The organism is Sphingomonas sp. Leaf242, assembly GCF_001422045.1.
In the GTDB taxonomy this organism is placed as follows: Bacteria; Pseudomonadota; Alphaproteobacteria; order Sphingomonadales; family Sphingomonadaceae; genus Sphingomonas.
The window spans coordinates 35,249-59,283 of record NZ_LMLW01000012.1 but is presented as its reverse complement, the minus strand read 5'-3'; the positions used below and the strand labels follow the sequence as shown (position 1 = coordinate 59,283).

At 65.0% G+C, this 24,035-nt stretch carries 26 protein-coding genes; 9 read left to right on the top strand and 17 right to left on the bottom strand.

Going from position 1 to position 24,035, the window contains the following annotated elements; all coding sequences use genetic code 11:
- The first annotated feature begins 345 nt into the window (after positions 1-345).
- The gene (locus tag ASF09_RS17660; RefSeq protein ID WP_060527405.1) at positions 346-633 is read left to right on the top strand and encodes a hypothetical protein; all 288 of its coding nucleotides are present in this window, start codon (positions 346-348) and stop codon (positions 631-633) included.
- A 234-nt stretch (positions 634-867) separates the two neighbouring features.
- On the opposite strand, the gene ASF09_RS17655 is transcribed toward ASF09_RS17660, so the two are convergent.
- The 7 genes from ASF09_RS17655 to ASF09_RS17625 all read right to left on the bottom strand — a co-directional run bounded on the left by ASF09_RS17655 (position 868) and on the right by ASF09_RS17625 (position 8,060).
- Positions 868-1,143 carry a hypothetical protein gene (locus tag ASF09_RS17655; protein WP_060527404.1) on the bottom strand — a complete coding sequence of 92 codons (276 nt, stop codon included), beginning with the start codon at positions 1,141-1,143 and terminating at the stop codon, positions 868-870.
- A gap of 177 nt (positions 1,144-1,320) precedes the next feature.
- A complete protein-coding gene (locus ASF09_RS17650; protein ID WP_156359419.1) occupies positions 1,321-1,836 on the bottom strand; it encodes a DNA-3-methyladenine glycosylase I in 516 nt (171 codons plus the stop codon).
- 690 nt (positions 1,837-2,526) lie between these two features.
- Positions 2,527-3,555, bottom strand: coding sequence for a c-type cytochrome (locus tag ASF09_RS17645; RefSeq protein ID WP_060527403.1), 1,029 nt, complete (start codon positions 3,553-3,555; stop codon positions 2,527-2,529).
- Positions 3,552-4,172 carry a cytochrome c oxidase assembly protein gene (locus tag ASF09_RS17640; RefSeq protein ID WP_060527402.1) on the bottom strand — a complete coding sequence of 207 codons (621 nt, stop codon included), beginning with the start codon at positions 4,170-4,172 and terminating at the stop codon, positions 3,552-3,554. Before ASF09_RS17640 ends, ASF09_RS17645 begins: the two co-directional genes overlap by 4 nt.
- A complete protein-coding gene (locus tag ASF09_RS17635; protein WP_060527401.1) occupies positions 4,169-4,552 on the bottom strand; it encodes a hypothetical protein in 384 nt (127 codons plus the stop codon). Before ASF09_RS17635 ends, ASF09_RS17640 begins: the two co-directional genes overlap by 4 nt.
- On the bottom strand, positions 4,549-7,095 hold the full coding sequence (gene ctaD / locus ASF09_RS17630) for a cytochrome c oxidase subunit I (protein ID WP_060527400.1): 2,547 nt from the start codon (positions 7,093-7,095) through the stop codon (positions 4,549-4,551). Before ctaD ends, ASF09_RS17635 begins: the two co-directional genes overlap by 4 nt.
- Positions 7,092-8,060, bottom strand: coding sequence for a cytochrome c oxidase subunit II (locus ASF09_RS17625; protein WP_060527531.1), 969 nt, complete (start codon positions 8,058-8,060; stop codon positions 7,092-7,094). Before ASF09_RS17625 ends, ctaD begins: the two co-directional genes overlap by 4 nt.
- Before the next feature lie 206 nt (positions 8,061-8,266).
- Here ASF09_RS17625 and ASF09_RS17620 point away from each other — a divergent pair, with 206 nt between their 5' ends.
- The 5 genes from ASF09_RS17620 to ASF09_RS17600 all read left to right on the top strand — a co-directional run bounded on the left by ASF09_RS17620 (position 8,267) and on the right by ASF09_RS17600 (position 13,906).
- Complete coding sequence (locus ASF09_RS17620) at positions 8,267-8,596, top strand: DMT family transporter (RefSeq protein ID WP_060527399.1); 330 nt, start codon at positions 8,267-8,269, stop codon at positions 8,594-8,596.
- A 266-nt stretch (positions 8,597-8,862) separates the two neighbouring features.
- A complete protein-coding gene (locus ASF09_RS17615; RefSeq protein WP_060527530.1) occupies positions 8,863-9,435 on the top strand; it encodes an RNA polymerase sigma factor in 573 nt (190 codons plus the stop codon).
- Positions 9,393-10,340: a FecR family protein gene (locus tag ASF09_RS17610; RefSeq protein WP_060527398.1), complete on the top strand. Its 948-nt coding sequence runs from the start codon at positions 9,393-9,395 to the stop codon at positions 10,338-10,340. Before ASF09_RS17615 ends, ASF09_RS17610 begins: the two co-directional genes overlap by 43 nt.
- A gap of 79 nt (positions 10,341-10,419) precedes the next feature.
- Positions 10,420-12,918 carry a TonB-dependent receptor domain-containing protein gene (locus ASF09_RS17605; RefSeq protein ID WP_060527397.1) on the top strand — a complete coding sequence of 833 codons (2,499 nt, stop codon included), beginning with the start codon at positions 10,420-10,422 and terminating at the stop codon, positions 12,916-12,918.
- 52 nt (positions 12,919-12,970) lie between these two features.
- A complete protein-coding gene (locus tag ASF09_RS17600) occupies positions 12,971-13,906 on the top strand; it encodes a metallophosphoesterase family protein (protein WP_060527396.1) in 936 nt (311 codons plus the stop codon).
- Between the two features lie 144 nt (positions 13,907-14,050).
- On the opposite strand, the gene ASF09_RS17595 is transcribed toward ASF09_RS17600, so the two are convergent.
- The 3 genes from ASF09_RS17595 to ASF09_RS17585 are packed head-to-tail and all read right to left on the bottom strand — an operon-like array spanning position 14,051 to position 15,206.
- Positions 14,051-14,341 (bottom strand): hypothetical protein, encoded by a 291-nt coding sequence (locus ASF09_RS17595; protein WP_060527395.1) that lies wholly within the window; start codon positions 14,339-14,341, stop codon positions 14,051-14,053.
- 39 nt (positions 14,342-14,380) lie between these two features.
- A complete protein-coding gene (locus ASF09_RS17590) occupies positions 14,381-14,785 on the bottom strand; it encodes a hypothetical protein (RefSeq protein ID WP_060527394.1) in 405 nt (134 codons plus the stop codon).
- Positions 14,786-14,807: 22 nt separating this feature from the next.
- Positions 14,808-15,206 carry a hypothetical protein gene (locus tag ASF09_RS17585; protein ID WP_060527393.1) on the bottom strand — a complete coding sequence of 133 codons (399 nt, stop codon included), beginning with the start codon at positions 15,204-15,206 and terminating at the stop codon, positions 14,808-14,810.
- A gap of 69 nt (positions 15,207-15,275) precedes the next feature.
- Between ASF09_RS17585 and ASF09_RS20765 the strand changes: the two genes are divergently transcribed.
- Together ASF09_RS20765 and ASF09_RS20760 are read left to right on the top strand one after the other, a co-directional pair.
- Positions 15,276-15,881, top strand: coding sequence for an AraC family ligand binding domain-containing protein (locus ASF09_RS20765; RefSeq protein WP_200912590.1), 606 nt, complete (start codon positions 15,276-15,278; stop codon positions 15,879-15,881).
- Positions 15,882-15,898: 17 nt separating this feature from the next.
- The gene (locus tag ASF09_RS20760; protein WP_200912589.1) at positions 15,899-16,213 is read left to right on the top strand and encodes a helix-turn-helix domain-containing protein; all 315 of its coding nucleotides are present in this window, start codon (positions 15,899-15,901) and stop codon (positions 16,211-16,213) included.
- Between the two features lie 128 nt (positions 16,214-16,341).
- Here ASF09_RS20760 and ASF09_RS20465 read toward each other — a convergent pair whose 3' ends face one another.
- From ASF09_RS20465 to ASF09_RS17570, 3 genes are read right to left on the bottom strand one after another with little or no spacing between them, the layout of a single operon-like run.
- On the bottom strand, positions 16,342-16,494 hold the full coding sequence (locus ASF09_RS20465; protein ID WP_156359418.1) for a hypothetical protein: 153 nt from the start codon (positions 16,492-16,494) through the stop codon (positions 16,342-16,344).
- The gene (locus ASF09_RS17575; RefSeq protein WP_060527392.1) at positions 16,495-17,463 is read right to left on the bottom strand and encodes a DUF6607 family protein; all 969 of its coding nucleotides are present in this window, start codon (positions 17,461-17,463) and stop codon (positions 16,495-16,497) included.
- An 8-nt stretch (positions 17,464-17,471) separates the two neighbouring features.
- Positions 17,472-19,748 carry a TonB-dependent hemoglobin/transferrin/lactoferrin family receptor gene (locus ASF09_RS17570; protein ID WP_235529880.1) on the bottom strand — a complete coding sequence of 759 codons (2,277 nt, stop codon included), beginning with the start codon at positions 19,746-19,748 and terminating at the stop codon, positions 17,472-17,474.
- A 79-nt stretch (positions 19,749-19,827) separates the two neighbouring features.
- On the opposite strand from ASF09_RS17570, the gene ASF09_RS17565 reads away from it, so the two are divergent.
- Complete coding sequence (locus ASF09_RS17565; protein ID WP_082444425.1) at positions 19,828-20,649, top strand: DUF4198 domain-containing protein; 822 nt, start codon at positions 19,828-19,830, stop codon at positions 20,647-20,649.
- A gap of 286 nt (positions 20,650-20,935) precedes the next feature.
- Here the strand turns inward: ASF09_RS17565 and ASF09_RS17560 are convergent, their stop codons facing one another.
- Genes ASF09_RS17560 through ASF09_RS17545 form a run of 4 tightly spaced genes read right to left on the bottom strand, consistent with a single transcriptional unit; the run spans position 20,936 to position 23,948 of the window.
- Entirely contained in the window at positions 20,936-21,907 is a 972-nt protein-coding gene (locus ASF09_RS17560; RefSeq protein WP_235529879.1) for an FAD:protein FMN transferase, read from the bottom strand.
- Between the two features lie 25 nt (positions 21,908-21,932).
- Positions 21,933-22,772, bottom strand: coding sequence for a DUF4198 domain-containing protein (locus ASF09_RS17555; RefSeq protein WP_060527391.1), 840 nt, complete (start codon positions 22,770-22,772; stop codon positions 21,933-21,935).
- Between the two features lie 10 nt (positions 22,773-22,782).
- On the bottom strand, positions 22,783-23,277 hold the full coding sequence (locus tag ASF09_RS17550; protein ID WP_060527390.1) for a DUF2271 domain-containing protein: 495 nt from the start codon (positions 23,275-23,277) through the stop codon (positions 22,783-22,785).
- Positions 23,278-23,288: 11 nt separating this feature from the next.
- Positions 23,289-23,948 (bottom strand): PepSY-associated TM helix domain-containing protein, encoded by a 660-nt coding sequence (locus ASF09_RS17545; protein ID WP_082444416.1) that lies wholly within the window; start codon positions 23,946-23,948, stop codon positions 23,289-23,291.
- Positions 23,949-24,035 lie beyond the last annotated feature (87 nt).

Sequence of the window (24,035 nt, the reverse complement as noted above, 5' to 3'; positions counted from 1 at the left end):
CATGCGACGTCTGCTAACGCCATCTGCCTTCCCAATAGCGGACGGGCCGTTTTCCTCCCCACAGCGGCCCAACTGCGGACGCTGACGCATCAAATTTGCGGATTGAGAACTGGCGTAGCTTTCGTGCGCAAAGCCTGACATCGTTATAGGATGAGAATCAGGTTAGCGCAGTTGCGGTGGACCTTTGCCGCATGCGCCCTTGTTATCACATCGTGCGGATCCAAGGGCTTGCAGCGAGAAGATCAGTTCGCTTGGGCGATGGAAACGGGAGCCGGTTCAACGTCACCGCCAGTCGTCCGGATACGGCTATTCGATACACAAGGCGGCTCCGGTTCTATCCGCTGCGTGCTCAGCGACGAGTTGATCCATGCAATCATGCTAGAGAACCGCATACCGCTGACCAAAGAAGGTTACGATAGGGCAATTTCTATTGCGCTTGCCTCCCGTGACCATAGCTTCCGCTTCGATCAGCCCGCGGCTCGCAACGTGATTACAGCGACACACGGCATGACCGATGCCGGGCTGTCCAAGGCCTGCAGAATGATTGAGCAAGGCAAGTCGGCGCTCTGGGCGGACATGCAGGCGCGGGTCGTCGAAGGACCGCACTTTCCGCGTGGGACCGAACGCAGATAGGCGGCGGTTATTTCTGCGGGAACTCCGCGAAAACCGGCCAGTCCGCTTTGCTTCCCGTCAAGACATTCTAGAGTGGATAGCCGGGCGTCAAAGTTGGTCGTATCGCAAAGGTGAACCAGCGTCCGAAGTTGGGCAGCGGGGATAGTGACGTGAATATCCGCTTCTAGGTCCAAACGTAAGGCTATCGCCTGCCATGCTCTTGACCGAGTGTCGCAAATGCAATGATGCCTGCCGTTACCGCGAACGTTCTGTCAGCAGGGCTGCGGTATGGAACGCACTAGTCAACTGTACTACCGATGCGGCGACAACGGCACGCGCCAGCACCGTTGCGATCAAGCCGCGGGTTCGTGGGATAGCGCTGTTGAACCCCGATGCGGTGCCGATCACGATCGAGAAGGGGAGCAACGCGAAACCCGCCTGGGTCGGTGTGTATCCGCCGCCGACGATCAACCGATACGGCAGCAACACCAGCAATCCGCCCAGCGCGCCGTACAGCAGCAGCGTCAGCAAGGTCGGCCAGACGAGCGGCGTGACGCGAACAGCGTCAGCGGCATCATCGCGCTGTCGCCTAAACGGTGGTTCTGGATGCCACCATCGTCGCGGCGATCGCCCTGCCGGGATAGCGAACAGCTATGGTCCGTAGGGTCCCTGAATGAGAGTGGTCGCCAGATCCCGGCAGTGGTGCATTCATGATCCGGCTCGACGGAAACAGCATGTCTCGTGGTCGTTCACGAGACCGCAGGGCTGCATCGAGGCGTAGACGATGACGGGGCCGACGAACTTGAACCCGCGCTGCTTGAGCGCCGCGGATAGGGCTTCGGAGGCAGGCGAGCGGGTCAGCGCCTTGGCACCGTCGCCGATCACCGGCGTACCATCGACGAAACTCCAGACGAAGCCACCGAAATCCTCGCCGGTGTCGCGCATCGCGAGATAGGCGCGGGCATTGCCGATCGTCGCCGCGATCTTGGCGCGGGAGCGGACGATACCGGCGTTGCCGAGCATCGTCGCGATGTCCGGCTCGCCGAACCGCGCGACGATGTCCGGATCGAAGTCTGCGAAAGCAGCCCGGAATGCGTCGCGTTTGCGCAGGATCGTGATCCAGGCCAGCCCGGCCTGAAATCCGTCGAGCATCAGCTTTTCCCACAGCGCGCGCGGGTCGCGTTCGGGCACGCCCCATTCGGCGTCGTGATACGCCGCAAGCAACGGGTCGCTCTGCGCTCATCGGCAGCGGGATAGCTCGGCGCGAGTCATGGCAGGCATTGTCCGGTCTTTGCTGTCGATCTGCATGATGCTCGGGACGATGCTCGCTCGGTTCCGACGTGTCGATGCCGTTCGCCATCGGCGGCGCGGATCAGGTCTCGATGACGTTCAGCAGTTCGGTGTTGATCCGGTCGAAGCTGGCCGATTGCTATCCTCGCCTTTCAGGCCGTCCATGCAGCTGATCGGCTGCCGCGCGCTGCCGCCCAACTGGATGAACGAGTTGCCGAAGGTGGGATGCAGGGAAGGGCGGTTTAAGTGTCTGCGAGTGGGTCTCGGTGCGCGGAAGTAGTAGATCAGCCGGCGACGATAAGGGGGGCACCGCCGCCAGAAGAGATATGGGCGAGACGTCGGTGCGCACCACCAACGTCTGCCCGGGTACCACAAAGCTCACAGCCTATCTCGGATCAGGCATAGTACACCGTTGCCTCCCAAACGGGAGGGCAAGAGCTATTCATGCTAAGGCTGAATGAACGTCCAGAGGTGGGAAGGGTGCTGCCGCCCCGAATGTCTGGAAGTGGGGCCGCATTGAGACTGCCGCTAAGGATCGAGCGCTGAAACTATGATCGCGGGCACCCGTGGGCACGAGGCAAAAGCCTTGCGTGCAAGAGGCGACGGAATCGCCTCTGCGGTAATTCAGCGACCCGCAAAATACCGCGCGAGCGGGTCGATCATGTCCTCGGGAATGCGGCGGGCGATGACCGGCATCGTCGATTGCGACTTCCGCGCATCCACCACCGTCTCGTCGCCGCGCCAGTTGCGGAGGCGTTGCGCGATGTAGCTAGCGCGCTGGCCGGCGAGTACGGGGTAGGGCTTGCCGGGAGCGTGGCAGCTCGCGCAGGCGGGAAGCTGGACCTTCGGCAAACCCTCGCGATCGATCCTGTGAGCCGCGGTAGATCCCAACGGTGTGACGCCGCCGATACCCGGCATGGCGGCGAAGTGGTTGGCCAGCCGGCTCATTTCTTCCGGCGTCAGCGTCGCAGCGGCGTTCGCCATCACCGCGCTCTGCCGCTTTCCAGTCGCATAGGCCTCCAGCGCCGCGCGGAGATACGCGGGACTCTGGCCGCCGAGCACGGGCATGTCGGGCTGGCCGAGCCCCCGGCCGTCGGCACCGTGACAGCCTGCGCAGGTGGCGATCTTGGCATCGGTGACGCCCGGCACTTCGGTCAGCGAGCGATAGGTCGCGGGCGACATCTCCGGCAGCAGGCGGACGAAGGCGACCATGCGGCGGACTTCGTCGTCGCGGTCCTTGGCGGCCCAGCCGGGCATGCCGGTGTATTTGACGCCGTGCTTGAGGATCCAGAAGATCTGCTTGTCGGTCCACTCGCGTGCGTTGATCGACAGGTTCGGGGCGGGCGGCGTCGCGGCCTGCATGACGGGGAGCGGGCGGACGCCAGGCGCGCCGTGGCACGAGGCACAGCTAGCCTTGAACAGGCCGGCGGCGCTGATGAGCCCCTCGTTCGCCTTGGGATCGTCGGGCGCTGTGAAGGCAGCGTAGGTGCGGACCGAGTTGCGCATCGTCCAGTGGAGGAACCAGTCGGTGATCTTCCAATGGCCCGACGATGCGGCGATGTTGAACACGCCGGACCAGGCAAACAACAGCCCGGCCAATGCCAGTCCGACAATGGCGGCGGCGGCGCGCGCCCAGGTAATCCGGATCGTCATGCGGTCGCGCTCCGTGTCTTCAACAGTCCGCCGAGCATCGCGAGCCCGCCGATGAAATAGCTCGCCGCGCCGACCATCAGCATGACGACGCCGCCGATTTGCTGGTCTTCGAGTGCGTCGAAGCCGTGTGCTGCCGGGTGCATCGCCATCATTGTGTAAAGGGGGCGCGGCGCGAGGCCGATCAGCGCGCCGAGCAATGTCATGTGCATCGAGGTGAGTAGTAACGCCGCAACGCCCGAGGCGCGGCGGTCGGTTGCGCCGCCGATGCGTGTGCCAAGCACCGCGCTCCAGAGAAGGACGCCGGCGATGAGGAAGCTCGCTTGTTCGATGAGCAGCGCGAGCGGCTGCATGTCGACGCGGAGCCTCAGCGCGGGGAGGTGCCAGAGCCAGACGATAACGAGTTCGACGAGCGACATTGCGAGCGGGGTGACGACTGCGGGCCAGCGTTCGGCTGGGTCGAAGCGGCTCCCGGCGACCCCGTAGGCGAGGAACGGCGCGGCGACGGCGACCGCTATCATGTGACCCGCCATGTGGCCGACCATCCCTAGCGGTGCTGCGGCGAAGGCCCAGCCGAGCGGGACTAGCACGGCGCCCAGTGCGAGGCTCGCGCGTCTCATCGGCAATCGCCGAACATGATGACGGGCAAGGCCGTGAAGATCACCGCGACGAAGCTCAACCCTGCCAGCAACCGCGTCGACAGCGCGAGGAAGCGGAGGCGGTCGATCGCGGTGCCCTGTTCGTGCGGTGCCGGATCGCCCGGTGTCTCCGACTGGACGCGCGCGATATAGCCCGCCGCGACGATCCCCAGCAGCGCGACGATCGTCGCGATCAGCGTCGCCAGCGGGAAGCCGGTCAACGCCGTCCCCGGGGTCGAGGATTTCGCGCAGGTCACTGCCACCCACAGGTAACAGAACAGGAAATGCACGGCCCAGATCGTCGGCGGGACGATCAGCGTCCACAGCGTCACCTTCAGGTCGCGGACCCAATGTTTCTTCATGCGACACCCGGGAACAGGCCGATCGTGCAGAACGTCACGATGCCCGTCAGCGCGAGGAAGTGATGGTACACGGTGATGTTGCGCAGGTCGGCGTCATAGACCGGCGTAATCTTGCCTGCGAGGCTGCGCGCGAGCGTGTAGGCCTGCATGATCACCCCGATCGCGGCGTGGACCGCGGTCCAGATCGCCAGCGTCCAGACGATCGCGGGATAGACGTGGAGTTCGGGATCGAGCCCCGAATACCACGGCCCGGCAAGCCCGGCGAAGAGGCTCGCCAGCGTCGCGACGATCCCGACCACCAGTAGCGCACGGCCGGCACCGACGTTGCCGCGACGATGCACCTCGCGCGCACCGACGGTCGCGGCCCAGCCGGTCAGCGTCAGCGCCAGCGCGACCATCGGCCAGAACACGCCCGGTCCGTTCAGCCCGCCTCCGCTCGGCGGGAAGTCGTTGTGGATCGTCCAGAAGAAGAAATAGCCGAACACGAGGCCGGAGAACGCGGTGGCGTCCGCCATCATCGTGATGAACATCGCCCACCAGCCCGGCGCCGATGGCCCCGACGTATAGAGCGGCACTTCGATCCCGTGGCCGATATGCTTGGTCGGCTTTTCGGGGATCTCGGCGGTGCCGGTCCACAGCCACCACAGCACGCAGGCGAGCGTCGCCACGCCGCTGACCGCCGACCAGATGTAGAGGTGGTAGGTCGTCAGGATGAATACGCCCGCGAGCGCGACCGCGGTCATCATCGGCTTCACGCTCGGCGTACCGAGGCGGATCACCTGCACCGGACGCGCGTCGAGCACGGTCGTGATGATCGACTCGCGCCGCATCTCCTCCGCGTCGGGCAGGAAGAAGCGCCCCTCGTCGACCTTCTGGACGAAGTTCTTCTGGTCCCAGATCGGATAGCGGCTCTCGATCAGCGGCACCGAGCGGATACCCCAATCCTCGTCGTCGGGCAGCGCGAGCCATTCGAGCGTGCCGGCGTTCCACGGGTTGCGCGGCGCCTTCGGGCGACGCGGCGACAAAGCGAGGTCGATGCAGACGATCAGCACGCCAAGCGCAAACATGTACGACCCTGCGGTCGAGGCGAGGTTGAGTCCGCCGATGCCGAGTTCCTCCGGATAGGTGAACACGCGCCGCGGCATCCCGAGCAGGCCCGACAGGTGCATCGGGAAGAACGTCAGGTTCATGCCCACGAACATGATCCAGAACGCGATCCGCCCGAGCTTGTCACTCAGCTTCTTGCCCGTCACCAACGGCCAGTAATAATAGAGCCCCGCGAACAGCGGCAGCAGCGTGCCACCGATCAGCACGTAGTGGAGATGCGCGACGATGAAATAGGTGTCGTGCGCCTGCCAGTCGAACGGCGCGACCGCGACCATCACGCCGGTCAGCCCGCCGATCACGAACACCGCGAGGCTCCCGCTCGCGTACAGAAGCGGCGTCGATTTCTTGACGTTGCCCGCCCAGAGCGTCGCGATGAACACGAAGATCTGGACGCCGGTCGGAATCGCCACCGCTTCCGACGCCGCCGCGAAGAAGGCGAGGCTGATCTTTGGGAGCCCGGTCGTGAACATGTGGTGGACCCACAGCCCGAAGCTCAGGAACGCCGTCCCGACCGCGGCCAGCACGATCCACGGATAGCCGAGCAGATGGCGTTGCGCGAACGTCGGGATCAGCATCGCGAACAGCGCGATCGACGGCAGGAAGACGATGTAGACTTCCGGGTGGCCGAAGATCCAGAACAGGTGCTGCCAGAGGAGCGGATCGCCGCCCTTCTCCGCGTTGAAGAACGGCCAGTTCAGCAGCCGCTCCATCTCAAACAGCACGTCGCCCGCGATCAGCGGCGGGAACGCGAACAGGATCATCACCGCGACGACCAGGATGTACCAGGCATAGAGCGGCATGAGGTTAAGCCGCATGCCGGGCGGGCGGCATTTCAGCACGCCGACGATCAGCTCTACCGCCGCCGCCACCGACGACACCTCAATGAAGCTCAGCCCCAGCATCCATATGTCGGCGCCGAGTCCGCTCAAATCGGTCCGCGTCGTCAGCGGCGGGTACATGAACCAGCCGCCATCGGGCGCCGCGTCGAAGAAGATCGAGCCCGACACGAACACGCCGCCGATCAGGAAGCTCCAATATCCGAATCCCGACAGCCGCGGAAACGGCAGGTCGCGCGCGCCGAGCAGCTGCGGCAACAGGATGATCGACACCGCCTCGAACATCGGCACCGCGAACAGGAACATCATCATCGAACCGTGCAGCGTGAACAGCTGGTTGAACGTGTTCGCCGTGACGAGGTCGTTGTTCGGTACCGCGAGTTGCGTGCGCATGATCAGCGCCAGCACGCCCGCGAACAGCATGAAGCCGAACGCGGTCAGCGTGTACCACACGCCGATCCGGTTGTTGTTGACGTCGGTCCAGCGGAAGAACCAGCCCGAGGGCGGCTTCCACACTTCGCGCAGCCGATCCTCTTGGCCCTTGCGGACCGCGGGATCGTTCTGGTCGGGCGCGATATATTGGGTGCTCTCGGTGGTCATTTGAGCCCCTGAAGGTAGCTTGCGATCTGGTCGGCTTCGGCGGCCGACATCTGCGGGAAAGCGGGCATCCGCACGCCGGGCTTGGTCTTGCCCGGGTCGCGGACGAAGCCGGCGATATTGGCGTGGGTCATCGGCAGCACGCCCGCGGCGAGCGTCGGGCGCGAGCCGAAGTGCGTCAGGTCGGGGCCGATCTTTGCGACCGGACCGACGCCGCGGACGCTGTGGCAACCGCTACAACCGTAACTCGCGAACAGACGTGCGCCCGGCGAGGCGGTTACGACAGCGGGCTTGCGCTGCTCGGCGAGCCAGCGCTCGAATGCAGCGGGCTCCATCGCGATCACGTCGAACGCCATCAGCGCGTGGCCGAGCCCACAGAACTCCGCGCAGACGCCGCGGTACGTCCCCGCCTTGGTTGCGCGGACGACTAGGCGGTTGGTGCGGCCGGGGATCATGTCCATCTTGCCGGCGAGTCCCGGCACCCAGAAGCTGTGGATGACGTCGGGGCTGCGCAGCGACAGTTCGACCGTGCGACCGACGGGGAGGCGAAGTTCGTTCGCGGTCTCGACCACCGAACCGCCCGGCGGCGCATAGCGGACGCGCCACCAAAATTGCTCGCCCTCGACCCGCATGCGCAGGTCGCCGTTGGCCACCTCGCGCGGCCGCATCGCAGGAAGGGCGTAAAGCAGCAGGCCCAGCAGCAGGATCGAAGGCCCGATGCCGCCGAGCCACAGCACCAGCTTCATCCCGCCCTTGTGCGTCAGCCGACCTTCTGGCGCGCGCATCGCGTGGCGCATCAGCAACGCGAGCCCGCCAGCGAGAATGATCGCGCCGATGACCAGAACGATGGTGATCGAGAGGACCTTGTCCGCCTCCTCGCCGAACGGCGCGAGCGTCGACTGGTGCCGGTTGCACGCCGCCAACAGCGGAAGGCACGCGCCCACGGAAAGAAAAATAGCCTTCCGCATCATCACCTTGCCACCCTTGCGAAGCGCGTCCCTAACCCGGCTGGCGGGGGCGCGTAAACCCAAAATGACAGAAATTTCATGTAGGCCTGTCAACCATAACAGGCGCGTAGGCAGGTCTAATTCCTACGTTCGGCTCGTACCGCTGGAGGAACCGAGCTGGAGATCGATTGGGGATTGGCCGCATTCGGTGTGCTAGCGGATCGTGCATGAACTATCTCATGCTAGCGATCGCGATCGTCTCCGAGGTTTGTGCCACGACGGCAATGAAGCAGTCGAATGGTTTTACCCGCATGCCTTGGACGGTTGTCACCGTCATCGGCTACGGTATTGCCTTCTACTGCCTGTCGCTGACCCTTCGAACGATACCGACAGGCATTGCATACGCTATCTGGTCAGGTGCCGGCATCGTCCTGATTTCGGCGGCTGCATGGGCATTCCAGGGTCAAAAGCTCGATGCTGCTGCTGTATTTGGCATGGGCCTGATCATTGCCGGCGTCATTGTCATGAACGTGTTCTCGAACGCTTCGAGCCATTGAACAGACGGGGTATTTCCTCGTTTTAAGCCCGTCAGGTCGTTGATCCGGCCGCTGAAAGCTTTCGTCCACCCAAATGCACAAACGGCTGAAGCTGGGGAGCGGCGAAGGGTGCTCGAATGGCCGGGTATCGGGCGTTTAACGGGGGCGAGCGTACAGCCGCACGGCATCAGCAGAGGGCTATGTTCGAATGCCATGGTGCAACGACGCTGTCCCCGTCGTGTAAGAATACCGGGCTAGGCGGCGCAACATGGCTTCTGGAGCATGTGTTGAGCTGGCTGCGTGACATCGATCGCTGGTTTCTCGCCGAGGTGCTGCCGCATGCGGCGGCCTATCGCGCGAAGGCGGCGTATCTGTGCGGCCGCGACAACGCCGAGGATCTGGTCCAGGATGCCTATGCGCGGATACTGAAGACGCCGGATTATCGCGCGATCGTCACGCCGCGCGGCTTCGTCCTGACGATCGTGCATAATCTTGCGCTCGAACGGTTGCGACGGGCGAACGTGGTGCGGATCGACGCGTTCGCTTCGCTCGATCTCCTGGGAGTCGCGGACCCGGCACCCGATGCGTTTGCCGTCGCGTCGGGACGATCCGAGTTGCAACGCCTGCTCGACCTGATCGACGCGCTGCCCGCGCAATGCTCGCGCGTCCTGCGCATGCGGAAGGTCGAGGGGATGCCGCCGGGTGACATCGCCGAAGCGCTTTGCATATCGGTCTCGACCGTGGAAAAGCATATCGCTAAGGGGCTGGCGCTCATCACGAGAGCCCGGCGCGATAGAGAAGCGCAGGCGGAGGAAGCGTGCCAGGCCGTTCCGACATTCCGCAGCGTCATGCCGACCTGACCGACGAGGCTGCCGGCTGGCTGGCCGCGCTCGACGCGGGATCGGCGGATTTCGCGGCATTCGAGGCGTGGCGCGACGCCGATATCCGCCATGCCGTGGCTTTTGCGGAGGTCGCCGGGACGTGGCGCGATCTCGATGGCCTGCGCGGCACACGGGGCGAGACGAGGGCTTCGCCTGAAGCGCAGCCCCTGCCGAAAACCGTCGCGCGGCCGAACCGGCGCCAGCTCCTGCGTGCTGCCAGCTCGATCGTCGGTGTCGCGGCGGTCGGCGGGGGCATCGCCTACCGCGCTGCGGCGCGCGACATGGCGGAGACGCGGGTCGGTCAGCGGATGGCGGTCGCGGTGACGCCCGGCATCTCGCTCGACCTGAACACCGATAGCCGCGTCTACTGGCGCGACGGAACGCCTGCACGGCTCTGGCTCGATCGCGGTGAGATCGCACTGCGGCTGGCAGCCGACCACCGCCTGCAGTTGCTGACGCCGGGGGGGCAGTTCCAGCTCGATCCCGGTGCGTACAACGTCCGGCTGCGCGGTGCGGGGTGCGAGCTGGCGGTGCTGGCGGGCGGTATTGCCGATGGATCGACGCTGCGCATCGGTTCGGGCGAAGTCGCGCTCGTCACGGCGGGGCAGGTCAGTGTCCAGGCGCGTGAGGATATCGGCGGGGTCACCGCGTGGCAGCACGACACGCTGGTGCTCAACGGCGAAAGCCTCGACTATGCGGTCGCGGAAATGAACCGGTACCTGCCGAACAAGATCGTGATCGGCGACCCCGCGTTGTCGCGCCTCCGGGTGGGCGGCAGTTTCGCGACCACCAGGCCGGCAGAATTCCTGCGCGCGCTGCGTAGTTCGTTCGGCATCCGCGCGACCGCAGGCCGGGCCGGAGGGATAGTCCTGACCCGCGCGTAAAGTTTATTGTCGCGGTCGATGGCGGTTTGTCCGCGCTCATCCATCCCTGCTCCGACACACGGTGCGATGCGGGGATTTCATGTTCAAGTTTCTGACGACGACGGCCATCATGGCGGTGGTGGCGATTCCCGTTGCCGCCAGTGCGCAAACGCAGGCGGCAAGCGTCGCGTTCGACATCAAGGCCTCCGACACCGCGACCGCGCTCAACGCGTTCGCCCGGCAGGCCGGCGTGCATGTCAGCTTTCCCTACGATGCCGTCGCCAATCGGCGTGCGGCAGCGCTGCGCGGTCGGTTTACGCGCGGCGAGGCGCTGCGCCGTCTGATCGCGGGGCAGGGGCTGACGATCGCCGAGGAAACCCCCTCGATGATATCGCTGAAGGTCACCCCGGTCGAAACGCCGCGGGACTCCACCGATGCTGCGATCACCAGTGCGCCCGGGCAGGATATCGTCGTGCTCGGCCAAGGTCAGTCCCGCCAGGTCCAGACGGTTTCGGCCAAGGCGATGGCGAAGCTGACCGGCGGCTCGTCGCCGTTGCGCTCGCTCGGCAGGTTGCCCGGTGTGAACTTCGACTCGTCCGACGCGCACGGCACGTATGAGGCGGCGACCCAGCTCTCGATCCGCGGCTTCCTCACCGACCAGATGGGCTTCACGCTCGACGGCGTGCCGCTCGGCAACATGCAGTACCGCAACAACAACGGCCTTTCGATCAACCGTGCGCTGCTCAGCGAGAACAACGGCGCCGCGACGCTCTCGCAAGGCAGCGGCGCGCTTGGCACAGCCTCGACCAGCAACATCGGCGGCACCGTCGATTTCACCTCGATCGACCCCACCGACAAACTCGGCATCGATCTCGAGCAAAGCTACGGCAGCGCCAATTCGTGGCGCTCGTTTGCTCGCGTCAACAGCGGCGAGCTGCCCTGGGGCGGGCGGCTGGCGGTGTCCTACGCGCATGACCGTCAGGGCAAATGGCGTGGCTGGGGCAAGCAGGTACAGGACCAGATCAATGCGAAATACGTCCAGCCGCTCGGCGACGCGGTCAAGTCGACCACGTTCCTCAACCTGATCGACCGGCGCGAGGACGATTACAACGACGTCTCGCTCGCCCGCCTCCGGACCTATGGCTACAAGTTCGACAACATTCGCGATTTCGCACTGGCCGAGCAGCTCGCCACGATCGTCCAGAATGGCGGCACCCCGCCGGCCCCGTTCGCGGCCGCCGACGACACGATCTACCAGGGCGGCGGCGTGCGGCGCGATCTGCTGGCGTACGAGAAGCTCGACTATGCGCTCGGGGCCCAGCTGAGCGGTTTCACGACCGGCTACATCCATCTCGACAAGGGTATCGGCACCTATGCGAGCCCCTATGACCCGACACCCGCCGCGTTCGGCGGCTCGCCCGTCTCGGTGTCCGCGCTCCGCTACGCGATCAATCGGAAAGGCGTGATCTCGCGGCTCAAATTCGCCGCCGGCGATCACAAGATCGAGGGGGGCATCTGGTACGAGCGCAATGCCTTCGATCAGGGTTCGTATCTCTACGGCCTGCAAAAGGGCGTCGCGCCGAGCGAGTTCCAGCAATTCTACACCAATCCGTTCAAGACCAATTTCTACAACGAATACGTCACGAACACCGTCCAGCTCGACATCAGCGACACGTGGCAGGCGACCGACGCGCTGCGGCTCAACGCGGGCGTGAAGGGCGTGGTCTCGACCAACCGCGCGCACAGCGTCGTCAGCACCAAGCCGATCAACGGCTCGATCCAGGCGAAGAACTGGTTCCTGCCCACCGTCGGCGCGCTGTATACGCTGGACGGCAACAACGAGCTGTTCGCGGATTATACCCGCAACATGGCGGCGTTCGTCGCGTCGACCTCGAGCGGCCCGTTCTCAAGCAGTTCGCAGGCCGGGTTCGATTTCATCCGAAGCGACCTGAAGCCCGAGATGACCAACACGTTAGAGGCCGGTTATCGTTTCCACGATCGCGACCTGCAGCTCTCACTGACCGGCTATTACGTGAAGTTCTCCAACCGCCTGCTCGCCTCGTCAATCAGCGCGACCATCGTCGGCAACCAGAACGTGCTCCAGAACGTCGGCGGCGTCTCGTCGAGGGGCGCTGAAGCGGCCGCCAACTGGAAGTTCGCGCGCGGCTGGTCGCTCTACGGCAGCTACGCCTATAACGACGCGACCTATGACGACGATGTCCAGCCGCTAGGCGGCGCGGTGGTCGCCACCAAGGGCAAGCAGGTCGTGGCTTCACCCAAAAATGTCGGCACTGCCGAGCTCAACTACGACGACGGCACGATCTGGGGCGGGGTCAGCGCGCATTATCGCAGCGCCCGCTATTACAGCTATCTCAATGACGCAAAGCTGCCCGGCGCGGTCAACGTCAACCTTTCGGCAGGCTATCGGTTCAGCCGCATGTTCGACGTCCAATTCAACCTGACGAACGTGTTCGACAAGAAATACATCGCCTCGACCGGGACCGCCGGCTTCGTCACCTCGGATCCGAACGGCACCTACACGACGCTGCAAACCGCCGCCCCGCGCCAAGTGTTCGGCACCGTTCGCGTCCACTTTTGAACGTCGCCGCGTATCGGGAATTCCCCCTCTTCCTCCTGTCGACAGGTGCCCCATGGAACGCCGCAATCTCCTGAAGCTCGCGCTTGGCGCGCCGCTCGTCCCCTTGGCAGCGCGGGCCGCAGCGACCGAGCCGGTACGCGGCGGCGGCGACAGCTTCAGCTTCGCGTTCGTGGGCGATTGTCACATCCGGCCGGAACTGGGCGCGGATCGCGCCTGCGCGCGGTGCTTCGAACAGATCTCCGCGTCGCCCGTCGATTTCGTGATCCAGGGCGGCGACCATGTCGAGGATGCGCTCAAAACCGGGCGGGAGCGTGCAACGCTGCTGATGGATATCTATCAGCGCACCGAACGCGCGCATCTGCGCAAGCCCGTGCATCACGTCATCGGCAACCACGACTGCTTGGGTGTCTTCCCCAAGAGCGGTGTCGATCCGTCGGCGCCCGATTACGGCAAGCAATTCTACATCGATCGGTTCGGGCCGCGCTATTACGCGTTCGATCACAAGGGCGTGCATTTCGTCGTGCTGGACTCGATCGGCCTGACCGCCGACCGCAATTACGAAGGCCGCGTCGACGCCCCTCAGTTGGCATGGCTGCGCGCCGATCTCGCCGCGCAACCCAAAGGCACGCGGATGATCGTGGTAACGCACATCCCGCTCGTCACCGCGATGCGATGCTACGAGCCCGAATCCTGGCTCGACACCCCGCACAACTGGACGTTCGTCGTCAACGGCCGGGAAGTGCTGCGCATCATGCGCGACTATGATGTATTGGCGGTGCTCCAGGCACATAGTCATGTCTGCGAGCGGATCGAGCTCGACGGGATCTCGTTCATCACGACCGGCGCGGTTGCCGGCGCCGACTGGCACGGATCGTTTCTCGGCACACCGGAGGGCTATACCGAAATCACGATTGCCGGCCGCAAGGTGGAGAGCCGGTACAGGACCTATGGCTTCACCAGTGTCGATCGACAGGACGTGCCGATCTGAGTCGACCGTGCGAAAGGCTACGCGGACTGGGGCCGGCCGTAAGCCGTAGGGCAGGGTGCGTCCGCCATAACCGGACGCTTGGGTTGGTGTCGCACCAGTCGTCAGCGTGATCGACCGTCAGCGTGATCGACGGAGAAGGCGTATTCAGTCGAGGCCGGCCTTGTCCGGCGTCCAGTAATTTCGCGCGACGATCCTGTTCGAAGGCACGCCCAGGGAGGCGAGCCTGTGCCGCAAGCGCTGCACGGTGCTGGCTTTGCCGGCCAGAGCGAATGTGCATTCCGCTGCGAGCGCGGGCAGGCCTTGCTCGATACGGGTGATATGACCGTCATCGGGTTCGCGCGTGATCAGCTCGAAACCATGGAGCGCTAAATCGTCGAGAACCGTGCGGCAGGCATCGATGTCATCGACCTCGAAGCCACCGACGAACCACGCCATGGGATCGCGTCGTACCAGCGTCGTCGATTTAGTCGATGCTCAGGCTGCTGCCGACCCGCCGCGCTCTGAAATCATTTCCGCAGCGACCTGGGATGCTTCCTCGTGTGACGACACCAGCTTCAAAGGATAGCCCCAGAACTTGGCGAAGGCCACGCCGAAGGGTTTGAAGGCCAATCGCTTGATGGCACTGGGCTCGATCACGATCATCGCCAGCACGAGCGAACGAAGCTCCGCCTTGTGCTTCTTCATCCACAGCGAGGTGCGTTTCTTCTCTTCCTGACTATGTTCATGCTCCTCGTTTGGAGCCGAGTCGGTCAGGATCACGAACGGCGTGCCGCGCTTCAGATTCGCCTCGAACGCCTCGAAGTCCTTGTCGTGGTCGTGATCGGGGCCTTCGTCGTAACTTATCCAGACGAGCGGGAATTTCGTGCTGTCGAAAGGCATGTTTCGTCTCCTTGCAATGCTTTCAATGTAGGCGGATGTGCCGCCACGACATGACCAGCGCGACTGCGGCGGGGAGCGTGACGGCGAGCAGTTCCAAGGCAACGAGATGGCCGCCGTCGCGGAGGCCATCCGATACGCCGCCAAGCGTACTCATGGCGGAAACACCACCACCGATGACGAGCATCGCCCAGTCGGTTCCGCGCTTTCCGGCAAGCGCCAGCACTGGAGGGACGACCCAGGCACCGTAGAAAATGGATACTGCCCACAATGCGGTGGGGCCGAACGTGATGGCCTTCATCGTTCCGCCGCTGCCGACATAGCCGTTCAGGTAGGAGAAGCATTGGATCGTGACGAAGAGTGCGGCGCCGACCGCCGGGACGAGCCACGCAAGTGCGAGTTCAACTGGCTGCTTTCTGATCACGTCGACATTCCCATCCGGAGGCATTTGGTGGGCTGCTGAATGTTGCCCTTCTCGAAGAGGAGCGCGATCGTGATCGCCGCTTCTCCCGTCCGTTCGAACGGCATATGGCGATTAACAGATGGCGTCATTGCGCAATCCGGCCATGATATGTTTCGATCCGGCCGAACCCTCAGATTGCCGAGTCTCTTGATGCATATCGATGTCCGCAGTGACTGGCTTTCCTATGTCGATCAGGTTCCTCGGGCCCTTGTCGCGGCCAACACCGTCACCAGTCTCGATGCCCTTGAGCAATCGTCCCGGCACCAGCATCAGAAAGCGCAGCTGCTCCTGACTGTTAGGGGCGTCATCAATTGCGAGGTGGAAGACGCCGTCTGGATCGTGCCACCACAATGCGCCGTGTGGATTCCCGGCGGGCTGCCCCACACTGCTTTCGGCTCGGGCGAAGTGGAGTGCATATCCCTTTTCATCGAGCCACCTGCCGCTCTGGCCCTGCCGAGCAAATGCTGCACGATCACCGTATCGCCGTTGCTGCGTCATTTGCTGATGCGGGCGAATGAACTGGCCGAGCGCTATGATGTCGATGGTCCAGACGGCCGGATCGTGTCGGTTATTCTCGATGGGCTGCCGCCCCGGTCGAGGACCTCCGCCTCCCGATTCCCAGCGATCCGCGCCTGAGGAAACTCACCGATCTGTTGATCGCGGCGCCGGCGGATCATGCCTCCGTCGCACAATGGGCCTCGCGGATCGCACTCAGCGAGCGCAGTCTGAGCCGTATGCTGGCGGAAGAGGTAGGCATGAGTTTCGGCCGCTGGCGGCGACAGTTGCATATCGTCCTTGCCTTGCGGCATCTGAGTGCCGGTCAGACGGTCCAGGCCGTCGCAATGGATCTAGGCTATGAAAGCGCCAGCAGCTTCGTGACCATGTTTCGAAAGATGGTCGGCAAGCCACCAAGCCGCTATCTGCTCGAGCGACTTCGGCCTGCACCCCTCGATCATGGCCAACGATAGGCACTGCCGGAGTTTATAGACGATCGCGGTGCAGCCATGCTCCGGCGGATCGCCGTCCGGTATACGCTGCGTACACGCTCAGAAGTTCTTGCTGATCACCGGCCCGGACGCTTGCCCGAGGTCCAATTTCAACGCGGGGCGGCGATCTCCGCGCCGGAAAAGTGGGCTCGATCGCGCAATCGGAACACGAATGAACGGCTGGCTTCGGTGAGAGGCGGGCCCGGCCCGAATGTCGCTTTGTCGATCAGATTGCGGGAACCGGCCAGATCGACGCGAGACATTCATGATGTCCCGCTCTCGCGCCGGATCAGATTGGCGGCTTCGGCCTCTCCCGACTTCTGATCGGTTTCACGCGCCGCGATATCGTCGGCGAGTAACATCAACTGGTGGCCGGTGGTCGACCCATTCGACGCATCTTCCGCAACCCGCAGGCCTGAGCCTTTCGCGATCGCGCGGTCCCAGTCGGTGCGGACCGCGGCCCAATAGTCCTTCGTCTTCGCCCAATACGCGTCCGCAGCCGCTACCGCGAAGTCGGTCGCGGGGGTGTAGGTGTTGATGACGTATTCGTGGACGTACGTGGCGGGTCTGCCGTCCTTGAGGCCGATCTTGGCGTTGTCCTGTTCGTGGACCCAGCCGGCGGGGGTGAGCACGTGGCGATTGCTGCCGACGTAATGGTCATAAGGCGGATTCCGGGTCGCATCGCGGCGCGCGAGCGGCCGGCGCGTCTCGTCGCTGGTCCAGCGAGAGGCGCCGTCGTCGTAGCGCCAGCGACCGATCCCGCCGTATCGCGGGGAATCGTCGGTCTGCCACACCGTCTGCGACCATGCGCCACGTCGTTCCGCCTCGGCGAGCGGACGCAGGGTCCAGCGGCCTGCCGCGGTATAGACGAGCACGCTCTCGGGCTGCCACGTCCAGTCCTGCCGCCAGTGCTTGATCACCATCGTCTTGGCGTTGCCGTCCGTGACGACCAGCAGATGCTGGAGGACGACGTGGTCGGGCGTATCGACGATCGCGCGGACGACCTCGTGCCCGCCGCTGAGCTTGGCGGGGTAGGGCTTGTAGCCCGCGACCAGCGGCGTCGTCTCTCGCATGTCGAACGTCACTTTGAAGGTGCCGGCCATCGCCAGGATCGATGCGTGATCGCGGGCCTGGTCGCCATAGACGGCCTGCGTTTGCGCCGACGCGATCGTCGGCGCGAGGGGGAGCGCAGCCAGCGTCAGCCCGGTCGCGAGAAGAAGGGAGCGGAACATCAAAAGCCTCACAGATTGAGCGAGAAGGAGAGCCCGGCGTTGCGGCCGGGTTGCGAATAGGCGTCGCGCACGACCGAGGTCGAGGTCAGTCCGCGGACGTCGCTCCACCAGAAATACTTCTTGTCGGTGATGTTGAAGATCCCCGCGCGCAGCGTCGCATGATCCATCACGCGCAGCGACGCGGTGGCGTCGAGGATCCAGAACCCCGATGGCGTGAAGCAACTGGTGGCTGCGGTGTTGCAGCTGTTGTTGGTATCGCCAACCTTCTTGCCCGCCGAATGCGTCGCGATGACCTCGGCGCGAAACGGCCCGGCATCGGGCTGGTAAAAGATGCCTGCGACGAGCTTGACGGGTTCGATGCTGTCGAGCGGCTGCGTGCCGGCGACACCGGGCGTCCGCATCGTGCCCTTGGCGTAGGACGCAGCGGCGCGGACGCCGACGCCGATCGGCAGGCGTGCCTCGCCACGTGCTTCGAGGCCCTCGATCTTGACGCGGCCACGATTGATGTACTGGTACACCGCCGGGTCGGCCGCAGTGAAAGCGCCACTCACCTGAACCTGGTCGATGAAGTTGCGGAAGCGGCTGCTGAACGCGGTTCCGCTCAGCGACCAGCCGGTACCGCTCAAGCGGATGCCGCCCTCGACGCTGCTGCTCGTCTCGGGCTTCAGATCGGGATTGGGAACCGAGCGGTAATTCTGCGTGATATTGGCGAAGCCGTTGTTGATCTGGTTCGGCTCGGGCGGCTTGAAGCCTTGCGCGTAGTTGGCGAACAGCCGGACGCCCTCGGTCAGCTTGGCGACCGCACCGATCCGCGGCGTCACCTTCGATCCGCTCTGCTCGCGCGGGACGAAGGTGGTGAACAGCGGATCGTTCTGCGGGTTAAGCTTGTAGTGATCGTAGCGGATCGACGGGAACAGCGTCAGTAGCCCGTCTGCGATGGCAATCTCGTCCTGCGCGAACACGCCGACCAGCGTGTAGTCGGTAGTCGGGAAGGCGCGGGTCGGATAGACCTCGCCCGCAGGCGCGACGGTGCCGTCTCGCACACCCGTCTGGCGGGTGTGCGAGTAGTCGGCGCCATAGGCGAACAGGTGCGTCAACGCCCCGGTCGCGGCGCGGCTCTCGAGTTGCAGCGTGCCGCCGTACACTTCGTTGTCGAAGCGGTTGATGCGCGTGCGGTCGGCGGCGGTGTTGCGGTCCTCCGCCGCAGCCTGAAGCGTGAGGCTCTTCTGGTAATAGCCCGCCGCGCGGATACCGCTGACGATCCCGTCGCCGATATAGCGATAGTCGAGCGTACCGCGATTGCGCTCGGTCGTGTCGTGCGCGCTGAGGCCGATCACCGATGTCGCCGCGAGCGGGGGCTTGGCGATCGCGCTGAGGACGTCGGTGTCGACCACGGACGAGAAATGCTCATAGGTCAGCCGCAACCGGTTGGCATCGTTCGGCGCCCAGACGAGGCGGCCGAGCAGCGCGTTGGACTCGATGTCCTGCGGGTTCGCCGTCGTGCGATCGGTGGTCGCGCTGTCGTTGCTGCCCTTGGTCTCGGTCTCGTGTCCGTCGCGACGGGTATAGGCGACCATCGCCTCGATATCTCCCGTCTTGCCGGCAACGACGAAGCCGTTGGTCCAGCTGTCGTCCGAGGAATCGTAGCTGGAGCGAAGCCCGCCGCCCACGAGCTTGCCATCGGCGAGGAAATCGCGCGGGTCCTTGGTGATGAAACTGACCGCGCCCGCGACACCGTCGCTGCCATAGAGCGCGGAGGCGGGGCCGCGCAGGATCTCGACCGATTTGAGCAGGTCGAGATCGACGTAATCGCCGCGGCCGACCGATTGCGCGCCGAAGCTGAACGCGTCCGGGACGCGGACGCCATCGACGGTGATGAGGACGCGGTTGCCTTCGAGTCCGCGGATGTTGAACCCACTGTCGCGGTCGCGTCCGGTCGAGGATCCGGCGGCGGTGAAGCGCGACGGCGCGCGGCGGACGGTGACGCCCGGCTCGTAGCGCACCAGATCTTTGATGTCGGAGATGAAGCGATCCTGGATCGTCTTCGCGTCGATCACCGACACGGTCGCGGGAACGTCCTCGACCGCCTTTTCAGTACGCGTCGCGGTGACGGTGATCGTCTTGTCCTGACCCTCCGGATCGGCGGCTGGCGCGGTCGTGGCCGACATGTCGGTCGCCGAAGCGCGCGCCGCTTCCGCCAGAATGGGCTCTGCATGGGCAAGGCCGGCGGTGCCGATCATCAGCGCGACCGGCGAGATGCCGGCCAGCAATTTGATCAATGTCATGTTCGTTATCCCCACAGTCTGAAAGCTTGCTAGTGCGAATCATTCTCGTTATCAAGTGGCATCGAAAAGGAGCATCGCGATGACGAAGATCAGGGGAAATTGGCGCACGGCGCGAGCGACCGGGGCGCTCGCCCCCGCCATAGCCACCGTGCTTGCCCTCGTGTCGGGGCCTTCGGCGGCGCACATGCCGTATGTGCTGCCGAGCGTGTTCGACGCGGCAGGGCGTGATCGCGTCACGTTCCAGGCGTCGTTCACCGAGGACGCATTCCGGCCCGAGATCGCGATGAAGGATGCACCGTTCGAGATCACCGGCCCCGACGGAAAGACCGTCAAGCTAGCCACGCCGACGCTGACCACCGACCAGGCGATCGTCGAGGCTGTGCTACCGGCGGACGGTGTGTACCGGCTTTCGTCCGGGCAGCGGATAGGGCGGTTGAGCAAGATGTACCGGACCGGCGATACCTGGACGATCGTCCGCGAAGGCAAATCGCCACCGCCCGGCGCGACATTGGTCGACGTGCGCAGCACGACGCTGGCCGACGCGTATGTGGTGCGGGGCAGGCCGGGCGCGTCGGGTGCTCTCGCGGCGCGCGGCAAGGCGCTGGAAATCCACCCGCTCGGCGATCCGAGCAGCTACGCGCCGGGTGCGGCGGCCGCGTTCGAAATCCTGTACGAGGGCAAGCCGCTCGCCGGCGAACCCGTGACGCTGTTCCGCGAGGCGGGGTTCTATGACGGCCGCAAGCAGGTCGCGGTGGTGAACAGCGACAAGGCCGGGAAGGTGACGCTGATCCCGTCCGATGCCGGGCGGTATCTGATCCTGGTGCGGCACCGCGCAGCTACGCCGGGCGCGGCGGATGCGTACTCGAGCTTCACCGTGACGCTGGCGTTCGAGGCAATCTGAGGCGACGTCGCTGTCTCCGTATCCTCCCCCTGGCGGAGGATTACAGCGTGCTGCTAATTCTCGTCGGTGATCGACATCACCCGGTTCTGCAGCGTCTTGGCCTTGGTCCGCTGCAAGGGGTTGGGAACGGACCCGATTTGATCGGGCTGTATCCGACGTCATCTTACGCCTCCTTGTTCTCCCGCGAAGGCGGGAGTCCAGTCTGGGTCCCCGCCTTCGCGGGGAAACAAGATCTTGCCGGGTTTAGGATGCCACCTGTTCGGTCGGATGTATCGAGTGGCGGCGATCAGTCGATCAGCATCGCGGATAGACCGGGAGTGAGGTATTCTCGTACGGTGCCGCCGATCTCCGTGACGAGCCGAGCGGCGATCCTTTGGTCGTCCGCAAGGTTAAGGCCGTCCGGGCCGAGCACGGTCAACGCGGTCGCCCAGGCGTCGGCGTCGAGCGCGGTCTGGTGGACCGCGCTGGCGGAGACGACGTGCGTTTCGATCGGACGTCCGGTGCGTGGATCGAGCGTGTGCGCGCCGCGGCAGTAGTCGCCGGAGGTCGCTACTGCCATCCCGTGCAGCGCAAAGCGCAATGAGGGGAGCGCCATTCCAGGCGGACTTTCGAGGTCGACCCACCAGGGATCACCGTCCGGCTTGATACCACGACCGACGAGTTCGCCGCCGATCTCGACCAGTGCGTTCGGGATGCCGACATCGTGCAGCAGGTCGGCGACGGCGTCGACCGCGTGGCCCTTGGCGATTCCCGACAGGTCGAGCGCGGTGCCGCCGGGCTGACGAAGATGCGCGCCGTCGGGGGCGAACGACAGCCGACGCCAGCCCGATGTCGCGCGGGCCCTCTCGATTTCGGGTGTGCTTGGGGGGCAGGCGACGGGGACGGAGCCGAAACCCCAGGCATCGACGAGCTTGCCGATCGTCGGATCGAACGCGCCGCCGGTCAGCTCGGCGATCGCCAAGCCGCGCGTCATGACATGCGCGAAGTCGGACGGGAGCGTCGTCCAGGTGCCGGGCGCCGACCGGTTGAAGCGGGACAGCAGCGAATCCGGTGCCCAGTGGCTCATCTCGGCGACGAGCCTGGCCAGCCGCGCGACGATCGCTGCGCGGATCGGCGACGGGTCGGTGCCGGCGGGCGCAGCGAAGCGCATGCTCCACGACGTCCCCATGGTCGCGCCGTGCAGATCGAGCACTACCGCCGACGGATCGCGCGCCGCGAACGCCGTGGCGTCGATCGTCGGTGGCAGCGCGATCCTCATGCCGCCAAACTCACACCCGGACGCCTCAGGGCGTGAGGACTTCGAGCGTCGTGACATAGCTCATCCGGCGCTCGGTCGCGCGCGGGCTCGTTGCCTTGGCGTCGGTGAGCGTCGCGTTGAGCCAGTACATCCCGGCGGTCGGCCATGAGACGCTCAACACGCCGTCCGCGCCGGTGGTCAGCTCGCGTGCGCCCTCGTCGTTGCGATAGCGCTTGCCGCCGGGGATCACCGTGACCTTCAAGCCGGACGCGGGCTTGCCGTCGACCAGGAAGCGAAACTTCGCGGTCTCGCCCGCGACCAGCTCGTCGGGGTGCGTGAGCGGCGCGAACTCGAGGCCCTTGCCGGTCGTCTTGAACACAGTGGTGGTCGGTGCGCCCGCGGTCACGAAGATCTCGTTGCGGCCCGACACCTCCGTGACCTTCACGTCGGTCGCGTTGGCGGGGATGTCGGCGACGGTCAGCGGGGCAGGCGCGTTCGGCTGTGGCGGACCGCGACGACCGCCGAGGCGCTTCTCGACGCCATCGACCTTGAAGCTGCCCATGACCGCGGACATCTGCGTGCCGATCTTCCACGTGCCGGGCTTGTCGAGCTTGACGTCGAACACCGAGCGATAGCGGCCGGTCGCGCCGTTCTGCAATGCGCCTTCGCTGCCGTCGGGCTGCCAGACCTTCATGCCGTCGAGCCTGAGCGGCTGGTGGTCGAAGAAGAACAGGTCGTTCGAGACGGCGGCGTCGACCGTCACCCAGCCGTCGGTGCCCGAGAACACGGTGGCGGATGGCAACAGCCACATGCGGTGCGCCGACAGCGCGGCGGGGATCGACAGCAGCGCAGCGGCGGCCATCAGGCGTGCAACAAAAGGCTTCATGCTGTGATCCTTAGCGGGCGGAGATGGCGACGGCGCCGAGCTCGGTCTTGCCCGTTGTGCGGGCTCCGGCGGTAAGCGGTACGGACACGAGCTCGCGGCCGCCGGTCTCGCGCGCAGCCTCAACGTTCAGGACGTATTGGCCGGGCTTGATGTCGGCGGGCAGGGGAATGGTGTACTGGCCCGGCGCACGCGTCGCGCCGCTGATACCGTCTGCGGGCATCGTCATGCTGCGGCCACCCTTGCGCCACCAGGCGCGCAGGTCCGCCAGCCATTTGGTACCGGGATCGTTGCCGCGCTTCTTCAAATCATACCAGACCGCGAGCGTGCGCGGTGCGCCGCCACCGACCGGCTCCAGCCAGACCGCGACATAGGGCTTGTGATATTCCGCGACGCTCAGCTGGGGGATGGTGATCGTGACGGTGCCCGCGGGCGCGGCGCTGGCGGGCAACGACAGCGCAGGCGCGGTGATCGCCCCGCCAAACAAAAGCAACGCGGTAGGACGCATGGCAGAACCCCTCAATGGACGAACAGGATGGCAAGCAGGACGGGAATGGCGAGCCCGGCGGCGACGATCGGCCAGGTCGTCGGCCGATGGCGCGCATGGAGCTGCAACAGGAGCAGTCCGGTCAGCGTGAACAGGATGCAGGCGCCGGCGAAGATGTCGATGAACCACGCCCAGCCTTCGCCCGCATTCCGCCCCTTGTGGAGATCGTTCAAATACGAGATCCAGCCGCGATCGGTCGTTTCCGCGGTGATGCGTCCGGTCGCGCGCTCGATGCTGACCCAGGCGTCGCCACCGGGGCGTGGCAGCGCGATATAGGCGTCGGTGTCGGACCACTCGACCGACTTGCCGGCGGGATCGAGGCCGACCGTGGCCGCGACGCTTTTCGCGACGGGCGCGGGCAGAGGGGTGTCCGGCGTGTGCGGTGCGGTCAGCATGCGACGCAGCGAGGGGAGCAGCATGCCGCTTTTCTCGATGACCACCGGCTTGGCACCGATCGATGCCGCATGATTGAGTGTGATGCCGGTGATCGCGAACAACAGCATGCCGACTAGCGACAAAGCCGCGCTGATCCAATGCCAGCTATGGAGCTGCTTCAACCACCAGCTACGCCATTTTTTCCGGTTGCGGCTGACTGATGTGCGGCCAGGTGAAGAGGGAGATTGCGATGTCACATCCCCGCCTAACGCCTGTCGAAACGCGCATCAAGAATAATGCGAATAACTCTCATTATCGATCGCACGCGCTCGTTGTTGTACGCT